Annotated in this window: 12 protein-coding genes; all 12 read left to right on the top strand. The window is 73.0% G+C overall.

Annotated features, from left to right (window positions below; translation table 11 throughout):
• The first annotated feature begins 25 nt into the window (after positions 1–25).
• The gene (locus BM290_RS07730) at positions 26–1,561 is read left to right on the top strand and encodes a sugar ABC transporter ATP-binding protein (protein ID WP_093611511.1); all 1,536 of its coding nucleotides are present in this window, start codon (positions 26–28) and stop codon (positions 1,559–1,561) included.
• 20 nt (positions 1,562–1,581) lie between these two features.
• On the top strand, positions 1,582–2,619 hold the full coding sequence (locus BM290_RS07725) for an ABC transporter permease (protein ID WP_239143249.1): 1,038 nt from the start codon (positions 1,582–1,584) through the stop codon (positions 2,617–2,619).
• A gap of 96 nt (positions 2,620–2,715) precedes the next feature.
• The gene (locus BM290_RS07720) at positions 2,716–3,774 is read left to right on the top strand and encodes a substrate-binding domain-containing protein (protein WP_093612393.1); all 1,059 of its coding nucleotides are present in this window, start codon (positions 2,716–2,718) and stop codon (positions 3,772–3,774) included.
• Between the two features lie 53 nt (positions 3,775–3,827).
• The gene (locus BM290_RS07715) at positions 3,828–5,012 is read left to right on the top strand and encodes a Gfo/Idh/MocA family protein (RefSeq protein WP_093611507.1); all 1,185 of its coding nucleotides are present in this window, start codon (positions 3,828–3,830) and stop codon (positions 5,010–5,012) included.
• Positions 5,013–5,221: 209 nt separating this feature from the next.
• Positions 5,222–6,538: an inositol-3-phosphate synthase gene (locus BM290_RS07710; protein WP_093611505.1), complete on the top strand. Its 1,317-nt coding sequence runs from the start codon at positions 5,222–5,224 to the stop codon at positions 6,536–6,538.
• On the top strand, positions 6,535–7,377 hold the full coding sequence (locus tag BM290_RS07705) for an SCO3242 family prenyltransferase (RefSeq protein WP_093611503.1): 843 nt from the start codon (positions 6,535–6,537) through the stop codon (positions 7,375–7,377). The genes BM290_RS07710 and BM290_RS07705 overlap by 4 nt, the downstream gene beginning before the upstream one ends.
• The gene (locus BM290_RS07700; protein WP_093611501.1) at positions 7,374–8,264 is read left to right on the top strand and encodes a sugar phosphate isomerase/epimerase family protein; all 891 of its coding nucleotides are present in this window, start codon (positions 7,374–7,376) and stop codon (positions 8,262–8,264) included. The genes BM290_RS07705 and BM290_RS07700 overlap by 4 nt, the downstream gene beginning before the upstream one ends.
• An 11-nt stretch (positions 8,265–8,275) precedes the next feature.
• Complete coding sequence (locus tag BM290_RS07695) at positions 8,276–8,797, top strand: EboA domain-containing protein (protein WP_093611499.1); 522 nt, start codon at positions 8,276–8,278, stop codon at positions 8,795–8,797.
• Positions 8,798–8,813: 16 nt separating this feature from the next.
• Positions 8,814–9,665 (top strand): TatD family hydrolase, encoded by an 852-nt coding sequence (locus tag BM290_RS07690; RefSeq protein ID WP_093611497.1) that lies wholly within the window; start codon positions 8,814–8,816, stop codon positions 9,663–9,665.
• Positions 9,665–10,780: a metabolite traffic protein EboE gene (eboE, locus tag BM290_RS07685; RefSeq protein WP_093611495.1), complete on the top strand. Its 1,116-nt coding sequence runs from the start codon at positions 9,665–9,667 to the stop codon at positions 10,778–10,780. Before BM290_RS07690 ends, eboE begins: the two co-directional genes overlap by 1 nt.
• Positions 10,774–12,123, top strand: coding sequence for an alkaline phosphatase family protein (locus BM290_RS07680; protein WP_093611493.1), 1,350 nt, complete (start codon positions 10,774–10,776; stop codon positions 12,121–12,123). The genes eboE and BM290_RS07680 overlap by 7 nt, the downstream gene beginning before the upstream one ends.
• Before the next feature lie 11 nt (positions 12,124–12,134).
• Positions 12,135–13,172, top strand: coding sequence for a polyprenyl synthetase family protein (locus BM290_RS07675; protein WP_239143251.1), 1,038 nt, complete (start codon positions 12,135–12,137; stop codon positions 13,170–13,172).
• The last annotated feature ends 55 nt before the right edge of the window (positions 13,173–13,227 follow it).

Raw genomic sequence — 13,227 nt, 5'->3', positions numbered from 1 at the left:
CGGAGCCGAGCAGGGGGGAGGCGACATGACCGCCGACAACGATCACGAGGTGGTGCTGCGGCTCACCGATCTGGTCAAGACCTTTCCCGGGGTACGTGCTCTCGACGGCGTGCAACTGGAGGTACGGGCCGGTGAGGTGCACTGCCTGCTCGGGCAGAATGGCGCCGGCAAGTCGACGCTGATCAAGGTGTTGTCCGGGGTGCACCGCCCCGACTCCGGCACCGTCGAGTGGCTCGGCCAGCCGGTGTCGTTCAGCAACCCGCAGGCCGCCATGAAGGCCGGGATCGCCACCATCTACCAGGAACTCGACCTCGTCGACGACCTGTCCGTGGCGGAGAACGTGTTCCTCGGCCACGAGCCGCGCCGCCTCGGTTTCGTGCGCCGCGGCGCGATGGCCGAGCGCACCCGCGGCATCCTCGGCTCCCTCGGCCACGAGGAGATCCCGGCCCGCCGCATGGTGCACGCCCTGCAGGCGGCCGGGAAACAGGTGGTCAGCATGGCGCGGGCGCTGTCCCAGGAGGCCCGCCTGCTGATCATGGACGAGCCCAGCGCGGTGCTCGCCCACGACGAGGTGGAGAACCTGTTCCGGATCATCCGGCGGCTGACGGCGCGGGGCATCGCGGTCATCTACATCTCGCACCGCCTGGAGGAGATCCGCGAGATCGGCGACCGGGTCACGGTCCTCAAGGACGGCCGTACCACCGCGGCCAACCTGTCCGCCGCGCAGACGCCGACCAGCGAGCTGGTCAGCCGGATGACCGGGCGGACCATCGAGTACGTCTTCCCGCCCCGCCCCGACGAGCCGCCCGCCCGCGAGGAGCTGCTGCGCGTCCGGGACCTGAGCCGTGCCGGCGAGTTCCGCGACGTGTCGCTGAGTGTCGCCGCCGGGGAGATCGTCGGCATCGCCGGCCTGGTCGGCTCCGGCCGCTCCGAGCTGCTGGAGACCATCTACGGCGCCCGCCGCCCGGACACCGGTACCGTCGAGCTGGCCGGAAAGGCCCTGCGTCCGGGCAGTGTCGGCTCCGCGGTCCGGGCCGGCATGGGCATGGCCCCGGAGGAGCGCAAGAGCCAGGCACTGCTGCTGGGCGAGCCGATCTACCGCAACATGACGCTGGCCACCTTCACCGGGCTGGCCCGGCTCGGGTTCACCAACGCCCGCCGGGAACGGGCCGAGTCCGACCGGATCGCCGGCTCGCTCGATCTGCGCCCGCTCGACGTACGCCGCCCGGTCGGCACCCTGTCCGGCGGCAACCAGCAGAAGGTCGTCGTCGGCCGGTGGCTGCTCGGCGACACCCGGCTGCTGCTGCTCGACGAGCCAACCCGCGGCGTCGACGTGGGCGCCCGCGCCGAGCTGTACCGGGTGATCCGCAGGCTCGCCGCCGAGGGTGTCGGCGTGCTGCTGGTCTCCAGTGAGGTGCCCGAGGTGCTCGGCCTGTCCGACCGCGTGCTGGTGATGCGCGAGGGCCGGGTCGTCCACCAGGCGCCCTCCACCGAACTCGACGAAGACACCGTCCTCGACCTCGTCATGGCGGGGTCGCTCATGGAAGGAGCGCCGGCGTGACCCTCAGTGAAGGCACCGGGCTGCAGACGCCGGCGAAGCCCGGACCGGAGCCGGCCCCGCCCGGCGGTCGTAAGCGCCCGTGGGCGGGGGAGGCCGGCGAGTCGGTCACCCGCAACCTGGTCCTGGTCGGTGTGCTGGTCGCGCTGATCGTGATCGGCGCGATCACCCAGCCGGAGCTCTACGGCAACTCGACCTGGGTGTGGACGAACATCCTGTCCATCCTGCAGCTGGCGTCGGTGGTCGGCGTCGTCACGGTGGGGATGACCTTCGTCATCATCGGTGGCGGCATCGACCTGTCGGTCGGCGCGATCGTGGCCCTGGCCGGGGTGTGGTGCACGACGCTCGCCACCCAGTCGTACGGCGCCGGCGGCATGATCTTCACCGCTCTCGTGGTCGGTGTGGCGGTCGGGCTCGTCAACGGGCTGCTCATCTCGTACGGCCGTCTCGTGCCCTTCATCGCCACCCTGGCGATGCTGGTCGCGGCCCGGGGCCTGGCCGCGGCGATCTCCGGCAAGCAGACGCAGATCTCGGCGAACACCTTCATCAACGGCATCGCCAGCACCAAGATCCTCGGCATCCCGGTGCTGGTCTACATCCTCGCCGCGGTGGCGGTGGCCGGCTGGATCCTGCTCAACCGCACCACCTTCGGCCGCCGCACGGTCGCGGTCGGCGGCAACCCGGAGGCCGCCCGGCTGGCCGGCATCGACGTCAAACGGCACACCATGCTGCTGTACGGGCTGTCCGGTCTCTGCTGCGGCATCGCGGCGATCATGCTCACCTCGCAGGCGACCTCCGCCCAGGCGGCCATGGGCAACCTGTACGAACTGGACGCCATCGCCGCCGCGATCATCGGGGGCACCCTGCTCAGCGGCGGACGGGGCACGATCGTCGGCTCCATCCTGGGCGTCCTGATCTTTGCGACGATCACGAATCTGTTCGCCATCAACGGCCTCTCCACCGAGGCCCAGAACATGGTGAAGGGCGGCATCATCGTCGCCGCAGTGCTGGTCCAGCAGTTCCGTTTCCAGTCCGTCACACGATTGTTCTCGCGCACCTAGAGCGACATGTCTCCACGAGGTGGCCGTCCGCGTCGACGGCCGCCGGGATCCGTACACCCTGATTCGCCCCGTTCTCATCAGACATAGGAGATGGTCATGTCCAAGATCAATTCCGACCTGTCACGACGCCGGCTGCTCTTCGGCGGCGCGGCGGTCGGCGCGGGAGCCCTGCTCACCGCCTGCACCAGCAACGAGGCGGCGCCGACCCCGGCGCAGACCAAGGCCGCCGACACCAGCGGCGGCGGCAACGCGGCCCCCGGCACGAAGGTGACCATCGGGTTCTCCGCGCCGGCCGCCGACCACGGCTGGATCGCCGCCATCACCAACAACGCCAAGGCCCAGGCCGCCACCTTCAGCGACGTGGAGTTCAAGTCGGTCGAGGCCGGCGCGGACGCCGCCGCCCAGCGGGCCGCCCTGTCCACGCTGATCGGCCAGAAGCCGACCGTCATCGTGCTGCTGCCGCACGACGGCAAGGAGCTCAACTCGTTCGGCCTGGAGGCGATGGCCGCCGGGATCCCGGTGGTCAACCTGGACCGCGCCTTCCCGGACGCCCGCGCCTACCGCACCCAGATCATGGGCGACAACTACGGCATGGGCGTGGCCGCCGCCGACTACATCATCGCCCAGATGAAGGCGAAGGGCGTGGCCAGCCCGGTGATCGGCGAGATCGCCGGCATGGACGAGCTGGAGCTGACCCAGACCCGGTCCAAGGGCTTCTCCGACACGCTGGCCGCGGCCGGGTTCAAGGTCGCCAACCGGCGGGCCGCCCGGTTCACCGTCGACTCCGGCCAGCAGGAGGCGTCCCAGCTGCTGCAGGCACTGCCGAAGATCGACGCCATCTGGAACCACGACGACGACCAGGGCGTCGGCGTGCTCGCCGCGATCAACCAGGCGAGCCGCAAGGAGTTCATCATGGTCGGCGGCGCCGGCTCGAAGCAGGCGATCGAGACGATCCAGGCCGACAACTCGGTGCTCAAGGCGACGGTCACCTACAGCCCGTCGATGGCCTCCTCGGCGATCTCGCTGGCCCGCCTGATCGGCCAGAAGAAGGGCCTGGCCGACCTGGTGGAACTCCAGGTTCCCAAGGAGATCGTGCTGGCCTCGGAGACGATCACCAAGGAGAACGCGAGCAGCTACATCCAGCTCGGGTTCTGACCGCGTACGGGGGGAGACCCAACTTGTCCACGCAATCACACCTGCGGGTCGGCATGGTCGGCTACGCGTTCATGGGCGCCGCGCACTCCCAGGCGTGGCGCACCGTGAACCGCGTCTTCGACCTGCCGCTGCACGTCCGGATGACGGCGGTCTGCGGCCGTGACGAGGCGAACGTCGCCGCAGCGGCGGCCCGCCTCGGCTGGCAGGAGCACACCACCGACTGGCGATCACTGGTGACCCGGGACGACATCGACCTGATCGACGTCTGCACCCCCGGTGACAGCCATGCCGAGATCGCGATCGCGGCTCTCGCAGCCGGCAAGCACGTCCTCTGCGAGAAGCCACTGGCGAACACGATCGCCGAGGCCCGGGAGATGGCCGCCGCGGCCGTCCGCGCCGAGGCGAACGGGGTCCGGTCGATGTGCGGGTTCAACTACCGCCGGGTTCCCGCGGTCACCCTGATGCGGCGGATGGTCGCCGACGGGCGGATCGGCGAGATCCGGCACATCCGGGCCGTCTACCTGCAGGACTGGATCACCGATCCGCAGTTCCCGCTGGTCTGGCGCCTGCAGAAGGACAAGGCGGGCTCCGGCGCGCTCGGCGACATCGGCGCGCACATCATCGACCTCACCCAGTTCGTCACCGGCCAGCACATCGCCGGGGTGACCGCGCTGACCGAGACGTTCGTCAAGGAACGGCCGCTGCCGCAGACCTCCAGCGGGCTCAGCGCCGCCGCGGGGGACGACAACGGGGGTACCGCCCCCACCGGCCCGGTCACCGTCGACGACGCCGCGCTGTTCCTGGCCCGGCTGGACGGCGGGGCCATCGCCACCTACGAGGCCACCCGGTTCGCCACCGGCCGCAAGAACGGGCTGCGGGTGGAGATCAACGGCTCGCGCGGGTCGGTGGCGTTCGACTTCGAGCGGATGAACGAGCTGGAGTTCTACGACGCCACCGAACCCTCCGACGAGCAGGGTTTCACCCGCATCCTGGTGACCGAGCCGGACCACCCGTACCTGTCGGCGTGGTGGCCGCCGGGACACGGGATCGGCTACGAGCACGCCTTCACCCACCAGGCCCGCGACCTCGTCGAAGCGATTGCCACCGGCGGCGCGCCGACCCCGTCGTTCACCGACGCCCTGCAGGTGCAGCTGGTGCTCGACGCGGTCATCCGCTCCGCCGAGCACGGCTCCGGCTGGACCGACGTGGAGCCGATCCTCGCGGAGGTGGCCGCCTGACCACTGCCGCATGACCTCCCCGCCGCCCGCGAGGGTCCGGCCACGGTGCGCCCCGTGTCCGGACGGGCGGCGCGGAGGGGACCGCCACCCGGCGAGGTGCGGACGGGATTCCCGTACCCCGCCCGGGTGGCCCGATGACCGGCAGGCGGAGCCGGAACGCCGCACCGGCTCCGCCTGCCCGCCAGTGCCGCCAACGAATCGGAGGAGTCATGTCCCTGGGTGTCTGGCTGGTCGGGGGCCGCGGCAGTGTCGCGGTCACCAGCATCGTCGGAGCTCTCGCCCTGCGCGCCGGTCTGGCCGCGCCGACCGGCTGCGTCACCGAACTGCCCGAGCTGCGCAACGACGCCCTGCCCGGGCTCGGCGACCTCGTCTTCGGCGGGCACGACCCGTCGGCGGTGCCGCTGGCCAAGAAGGCCGAGGCCCTCGCCGACGCCGGGGTGGTCCCGGCGTCGCTGGTGGCCGCCGTGCACGCCGAGCTGGCCGCAGTGGACGCCGACATCCGGCCGCTGCCGCACGCCGCCACCCAGGCGGCGACCGCCGGGCTGATCGTCGCCGACCTGGTGGAGTTCCGGGAACGCCACCACCTCGACCGGGTCGTGGTGATCAACGTCGCCTCCACCGAGCCGGTCCCCGGCGACGATCCGGCCCACGCGAGCCTCGCCCTGCTGGAGGCAGCCCTGCAGCAGGACCGGCCGGTGCTGCCGTCCAGCGCCCTGCACGCCTACGCCGCCCTGCGCGCGGGCTGCCCCTACGTCGACTTCACCCCGTCCACCGGCGCCCGGCTGCCGGCCCTGGCCGAACTCGCCGAACGGCAGCGCCTGCCGTATGCCGGACGTGACGGCAAGACCGGCGAGACCCTGCTCAAGTCGGTGCTCGCGCCGATGTTCGCCCAGCGGCACCTGGACGTGCGCACCTGGTCCGGGTTCAACCTGCTCGGCGGTGGCGACGGCGCGAACCTGGCCGACCCGGCCGCCAACAGCGCCAAGAGCGCCAGCAAACAGCGGGTGCTGCAGGAGACCCTCGGCGGGCAGCCGCAGGGCACGGTACGGATCGAGTACGTCGAGGACATCGGCAACTTCAAGACCGCCTGGGACCTGGTCACGTTCGCCGGGTTCCTCGGCACCCGGATGCGCCTGGAGTTCACCTGGCACGGCTGCGACTCCGCGCTCGCCGCGCCGCTCGTGCTCGACCTCGCGCGACTGACCGCCGCCGCGCACGCCGCCGGACGGTCGGGGCCGCTGACCGAGCTGGCGTTCTTCTTCAAGGACCCGCTCGGCGACGTCCCGCACGGCCTCGCCGACCAGTGGCGGTTGCTGGTCGACTTCGCCGCCGGCCTCGCTCCGGAGGCGGCGGCCGGGAGTCCGGGGGCGGTGGCCGGGAGTCCGGGGGCGGTGGCCGGGAGTCCGGGGGCGGCGGCCGGGAGTCCGGGGGCGGCGGCCGGGAGTCCGGGGGCGGCGGCCGGGAGTCCGGGGGCGGCGGCCGGGAAGCCGGAAACGTCGGCCGAGAAGCCGGAAGCCGCGGCATGACGAGCTGGCGGGACATCGCCCGGCTGGTGCGTGCGCCGGCCGCCCTGTCCGTCCCCGGTGACGTCGTCGCCGGGGCAGCGGCCGCCGGCACGCTGCGGCCACGGACGCTGGGCCTGGCCGGGGCGTCGGTCTGCCTCTACTGGGCCGGGATGGCCGCCAACGACTGGGCCGACCGGCACATCGACGCCGTCGAGCGCCCGGGACGGCCCATCCCGTCCGGGAGGGTGCGGCCCGGCACCGCCCTGGGCATCGCCGCGGGCCTGACCGGCGCGGGGCTCGCCCTGGCGGCGGCGGCCGGTGGCAGGCGGGCGCTCGCCGTGGCGGCGCCACTGGCCGGGGCGGTCTGGGCCTACGACCTGGCAGCCAAGAACACCGTGGCGGGACCGGCCGTGATGGCGGCCTGCCGTGGCCTCGACGTGCTGCTCGGCGTCGGTCACGGGCGGCATCGGGCGGCGGTGCCCGCGGCTCTCACGGTGGCGGCTCACACGTACCTCCTCACGGTGTTGTCCCGCCGGGAGACGACCGGCGCCGATGCCGCGCTGCCCTCGGTGACCCTCGCCGGCACCGCGGTCGTCGCCGGTGTCGCCGCGTCCCGGCGGGTTCCGGCGGCCGGGCTGCTCTCCGCCTGGTACGCCGCCCGCTTCGGCGCCGCCCAGCACCTGGCCCGGGAGCGCCCGGACGCGGCCGCGCTGCAGAACGCGGTGGCCGCCGGGATCACCGCGTTCCCGGCCCTGCAGGGCGCTCTGACCGCCCGGGCCGGGTCCCCCGCGGCGGGCGTCGCGGTGGCGGGGGCCGCGGTCGTCGCCAAACGTCTGGCCAGGGTGGTGAGTCCGACATGATCCCGGTGGGAGAGCCGGACCGGGCGCCCGAGCCGGTCCCGGTCGAGCCCGGGATCACCGGGCTGCGGTTCGGCTACGGCACCAACGGGTTCGCCAACCATCGGCTCGACGACGCGCTCGCGGTGATCGCCGACCTCGGCTACCAGGGGGTGGCGCTCACCCTCGACACCGACCATCTCGACCCGTTCGCGCCGGAGCTGCCCCGCCGGGTGGCCGCGGTGGCGGACCGGCTGCAGCGGCTGGGACTCGGCGTGGTGATCGAGACCGGGGCCCGCTACCTGCTCGACCCGTGGCGCAAACACTCGCCGACCCTCCTCGAGGAGGGCCGTGAACTGCGGCTCGACTTCCTGCGGCGAGCCGTCGACATCGGCGCCGACCTGGGCGCCGAGGCGGTGTCGTTCTGGGCCGGCGTCCGGCCCGCCGACGTCGACGACACCACCGCCTGGGACCGGCTCGTCGACGGCTGTGCCCGGACCGTGGAGAAGGCCGGGCAGAGGGGCGTCACGCTGGGCTTCGAGCCGGAGCCGGGCATGCTCGTCCCCGACATCGCCGCCTGGCGCAGACTGCACGCCGCCCTCGGCGCGCCGGCCGGGTTCGGCATCACCCTGGACATCGGGCACTGCCGCTGCCTGGAGCCCGATCCGGTGCCCGACTGCGTCACCGCGGTCGCCGGGCACCTGGTCAACGTGCAGATCGACGACATGCGGCGGGGTACGCACGAGCACCTCGAGTTCGGCACCGGGGAGATCGACTTCCCGCCGGTGCTGGCCGCCCTGTCCGCCGCCGGATACACCGGGCTCGTCGCCGTCGAGCTGCCCCGCCACTCGCACGCCGCCCCGGCCGTGGCGGCGCAGTCCCTGGAGTTCCTGCGAGCCGCCCAGAAATAACCGGAGGCGTCATGGAACAGAACGTGTGGCTCACCGACGCCGTCGGGCGAGCCGGCACCGACCCATCCACCATCGTGCGGTCGTTCGCCTCGGCCGGCCGGCACTGCGACGATCCGGTCGCGGCCCGGACGAAGCTGCTGCTCGCGCTGCCGGCCGAGGTCCTGCCGCACTGGCTCGACGACCTGTACCGGCACGGCGACGCGGGCGAGAAACTGGCCGTGCTCACCGCGCTGCCCGAGCTGCCGATCGGCGACGAGGCCGTCCCGCTGCTGCACGACGCGATCCGCACCAACGACACCCGGCTGCTCGCGGCGGCGCTCGGCCCGTACGCCCGGCGCCTCGACCAGCACGCGTGGCGGCACGCCGTGCTCAAGTGCGTCTTTCTGGCCGTACCCCTGAGCGAGGTCGCCGACCTGGACGACCGCGCCGACCGTGAGTTGACGGAGATGCTCGCCGCTCTCCGCGCGGAGCGCGAGGCGGCCGGGCGGCGGCTGCCCCCGGACGCGCTCCGCCTGCTCGACCCTATCCCCTGATCGCCCTGGAGGTCCCGTGCGCATCCTCGACCCGCATATCCACATGACCTCACGCACCACCGACGACTACGAGCGGATGGCCGCGGCCGGTGTCCGCGCCGTCGTCGAACCGGCCTTCTGGCTGGGGCAGCCGCGGACCAATCCGGGTTCGTTCGCCGACTACTTCGACTCGCTGGTCGGCTGGGAGCCGTTCCGGGCCGCCCAGTTCGGCATCCGCCACCACGCCACCATCGCGCTCAACCCGAAGGAGGCGAACGATCCGCGCTGCCGGCCGGTGCTCGACCTGGTGCCGCGGTATCTGGACAAGGACTCGGTGGTGGCGGTCGGCGAGATCGGCTACGACTCGATGACGCCGGAGGAGGACGACGCGTTCACCCGGCAGCTGGCCCTGGCCGTCGAGCACGAGCTGCCGGCGCTGGTGCACACCCCGCACCGGGACAAGGCGCACGGGGTGAAACGGACCCTCGACGTGGTGCGGGAGAGCGGCATCGACCCGGGCCGGGTGGTCGTCGACCACCTCAACGAGGTGACCGTCGCGGCGGTGCACGAGTCGGGCTGCTGGATGGGGTTCTCGATCTACCCGGACACCAAGATGTCGCCGCCGCGGATGGTGGAGATCCTGCGCGAGCACGGCCTGGACCGGGTGCTGGTCAACTCGGCGGCCGACTGGGGGAAGTCGGATCCGCTGCTCACCGTGCGGACCGGGGAGGCGATGCTCGCGGCCGGGTTCAGCGAGGACGACGTGGACCGGGTGCTGTGGCGCAACCCGGTGGAGTTCTACGGGCAGTCGGGGCGGCTCGACCTCAGCGACGTCGCCGGCACCGGGCCGCTCTTCGAGGGCAGCTCGATCCTGCGAGGGGGCAGCTGATGCGGGTACGCCGTACCGACGGCCGGACCGTGCACCTGAGCTACTGCACGAACGTGCACCCGGCCGAGGACCTGCCGGGGATCATCGGGCAGCTGGACACGTACGCCGTACCGGTCCGCGAGCGTCTGGACGCCGGCGTGCTCGGCCTCGGCCTGTGGCTGGCCGCGCCGGTCGCCGCCGCCCTGGCCGACGACGGGGAGGCGCGCCGGCTGCTGCGCCGGGAGCTGGACGCGCGTGGCCTGGAGGTGGTGACGCTCAACGGGTTCCCGTACGAGGCGTTCCAGGCCCCGGTCGTCAAACACGCCGTCTACCAGCCGGACTGGACCACCACCGCCCGTCTCGACTACACCCTGGACCTGGCCCGCATCCTGGTCGACCTGCTGCCCGCCGACGCCGACCGCGGCTCGGTGTCGACGCTGCCGCTGGCCTGGCGGGAACCGTGGCCGCCCGCGCAGCGCGACGCCGCCCGGCACATGCTCGACCGGCTCGCCGAGGGGCTGGCCGAGATCGCCTGGCAGACCGGCCGGGTGGTGCGGGTCGCGTTCGAGCCGGAGCCGGGCTGTGTCGCCGAGACCACCGCGCAGGCCGTGGACATGCTCGCCGGGGCCGACACCGACCGGCTCGGCGTCTGCCTCGACCTGGCCCACCTGGCCTGCGCGTGGGAGGACCCGGCGGAGGCCGTGCAGCGGCTGGCCACGGCCGGGATCCCGATCGTGAAGGTGCAGGTGTCGGCCGCCCTGGAGGTCGCCGATCCGGTCGCGGCCCGGCCGGTGCTGGAGCAGTATGCGGAGCCCCGGTTCCTGCACCAGACCCGCAGCGCCGCCGGGCACGCCTGCGACGACCTGGACCTGGCCCTGGCCGAGAACCCGCCCGGCCCGTGGCGCATCCACTTCCACGTCCCGCTGCACGCGCCACCGGCGCCGCCGCTGACCGCCACCACGCCGCTGCTGCGTGCGGCTCTGGCGGTGGCCGACTGCGACCACTTCGACGTGGAGACCTACACCTGGGACGTCCTGCCGGCCGGGCAGCGGCCCACCTCACCGGCCGGGCTGGCCGACGGCATCGCCGGTGAGCTCGCCTGGACCCGCGACCAGCTGACCGGAGGCGCATCATGACGAAACTCGTGGTCCTCGACGTGGTGGGCCTGACCCCGCGCCTGCTGGAGCACATGCCCCGGCTGCGGGCGATCGGCCCGGCCGCCCGCCTCGACCCGGTGCTGCCGGCCGTCACCTGCAGCGTGCAGGCCACTCTGCTGACCGGGGAGACCCCGGCCGGGCACGGCATCGTCGGCAACGGCTGGTATTTCCGGGACCTGGGCGAGGTGTTCCTTTGGCGGCAGCACAACGCCCTGGTCGGCGGGGAGAAGATCTGGCAGGCCGCCCGCCGCAGCGACCCGGGATACACGGTCGCCAACATCTGCTGGTGGTACGCCATGGGCGCCGACGTCAACTGGACGGTCACGCCACGCCCGATCTACCACGCCGACGGGCGCAAGGATCCGGACTGCTACACCGATCCGCCGGAGCTGCACGACGACCTGACGGCGGCGCTCGGCACGTTCCCGCTCTTCTCGTACTGGGGACCGGGCGCCGGCCTGGCGTCGTCGCGGTGGATCTGCGAGGCCGCGGTTCGGGTGATGGCCGCCCACGACCCCGATCTGACCCTGGTCTACGTCCCGCACCTCGACTACGACCTGCAGCGGTACGGCCCGGACGATCCGCGCGCGGCGGCCGCGGCGGCCGAGCTGGACGCGGTGCTCGGCCCGCTGCTGGACGCGGCGACGGCCCGCGGGGCGACGATCGTGGCGCTGTCGGAGTACGGGATCACCCCGGTCCGGCGGCCGGTCGACGTGAACCGGCTGCTGCGCGAGCACGGGCTGCTGCGGGTATACACGCAGGCCGGCATGGAGTATCTGGATCCCTGGACGTCCCGGGCGTTCGCCGTCGCCGACCACCAGGTGGCCCACGTGTACGTGCGGGACCAGGCCGACGTCCCGAAGGTCGCGGCGCTGCTCGCCGATCTGGACGGGGTCGCCGAGGTGCACGACGGCCTCGGCCACGAGCGGTCCGGCGAGCTGGTGCTGGTCGCCGAGCCGGACGCCTGGTTCACCTACTACTACTGGCTCGACGACGACCGCGCCCCGGACTTCGCGCGTCTGGTGGACATCCACCGCAAGCCCGGCTACGACCCGGCCGAGCTGTTCTTCGACCCGGCCGATCCGGGCGCCGCGAAGCGCCGGGCCGCGGTGGCGCTGGCCCGCAAGAAGCTCGGCATGCGCTATCTGATGCAGGTGGTCGGCCTGGACGCCGGCGCCCGGGCGGTCCGCGGCTCGCACGGCCGTCTGCCGGACAGCGCCGCCGACGCCCCGGTGCTGCTCTGCACCGACCCGTCGGTGACGGCGGACCGGATCGCCGCGACCGAGGTGAAGAGCCTGCTGCTGCGCCTGGCCGGCCGGTGAGGGTGGGCGCCGTGACGTTGCGGGCCCGCTTCGACGCCCGGCTCACCGATTTCCTCACCGGTCAGGGTCCACAATGGCCGGAGGGTGCGCCGCGCGGGCTGTTCAGCACGATCCAGCGGTTCGTGCTGGCGGGCGGCAAACGGCTGCGGCCGATGTTCTGCTACTGGGGGTGGCGCAGCGCGGGCGGCGAGGACGGGCCGGGCATCGTCACGGCCGCCGCCGCGCTGGAGATCTTCCACGCGTTCGCGCTGATCCACGACGACATCATGGACGGCAGCGACCGCCGCCGCGGCGAGCCGTCGGTGCACGCGCTCTTCGCCGAGCTGCACGCCCGGTCCGCGTGGCGGGGCGACCCGGCCCGGTACGGACGCAACACCGCCCTGCTCTGCGGCGACCTCTGCGCGGCCTGGGCGGACCAGATGTTCCACGACTGCGGGCTCAGCGACGAGCAGATCAGCCGCGGGTACGCGATGTTCGGCGCGATGCGGACCGAGGTGATCGCCGGCCAGTACCTGGATCTGGTCTCCGGGGTCGGCGACGGCTCGGCGGCCAGCGCGCTGACCGTCATCCGGCTCAAGTCGGCCCGGTACACGGTGACCCGGCCGTTGCAGATCGGGGCGGCCCTGGCCGGCGCCGACGACAAGCTGCTGGAGACCTACGCGGCCTTCGGCGATCCGCTCGGGGACGCGTTCCAGTTGCGCGACGACGTGCTCGGGGTCTTCGGCGATCCGGCGGTGACCGGCAAGTCGGTGGTCGACGATCTGCGTGAGGGCAAGCGCACGGTGATGATGGCGCTGGCCCGGGAGGCGGCCGACTTCCGCCAGGCGGCCCGGATCCGGGAGCTGCTGGGCAGGGCGGATCTGGACGCCGACGGGGCGGCCGAGCTGCGCCGGATCATCATCGACACCGGCGCCCTGGACGGGGTGGAGCGGCTGATCGACCTGCGGGTGGGTGCGGCGCTGTCGGCGCTGGCCGGGGCGGGGATCCCGGCCGAGGTGGAGGCGGCGCTGACCGCCCTGGCCTACGAGACGGTTCACCGTCAGCGTTGAAAAGTTCCGCTCGTAGTGACAAAAGTCGATGGTTTGCCGACCCCGCCTACGACGT

Source organism: Actinoplanes philippinensis, assembly GCF_900113015.1.
Lineage (GTDB): Bacteria > Actinomycetota > Actinomycetes > Mycobacteriales > Micromonosporaceae > Actinoplanes > Actinoplanes philippinensis.
The sequence above is the reverse complement of the archived record's forward strand: the minus strand, read 5'-3'. Positions and strand labels throughout refer to the sequence as shown.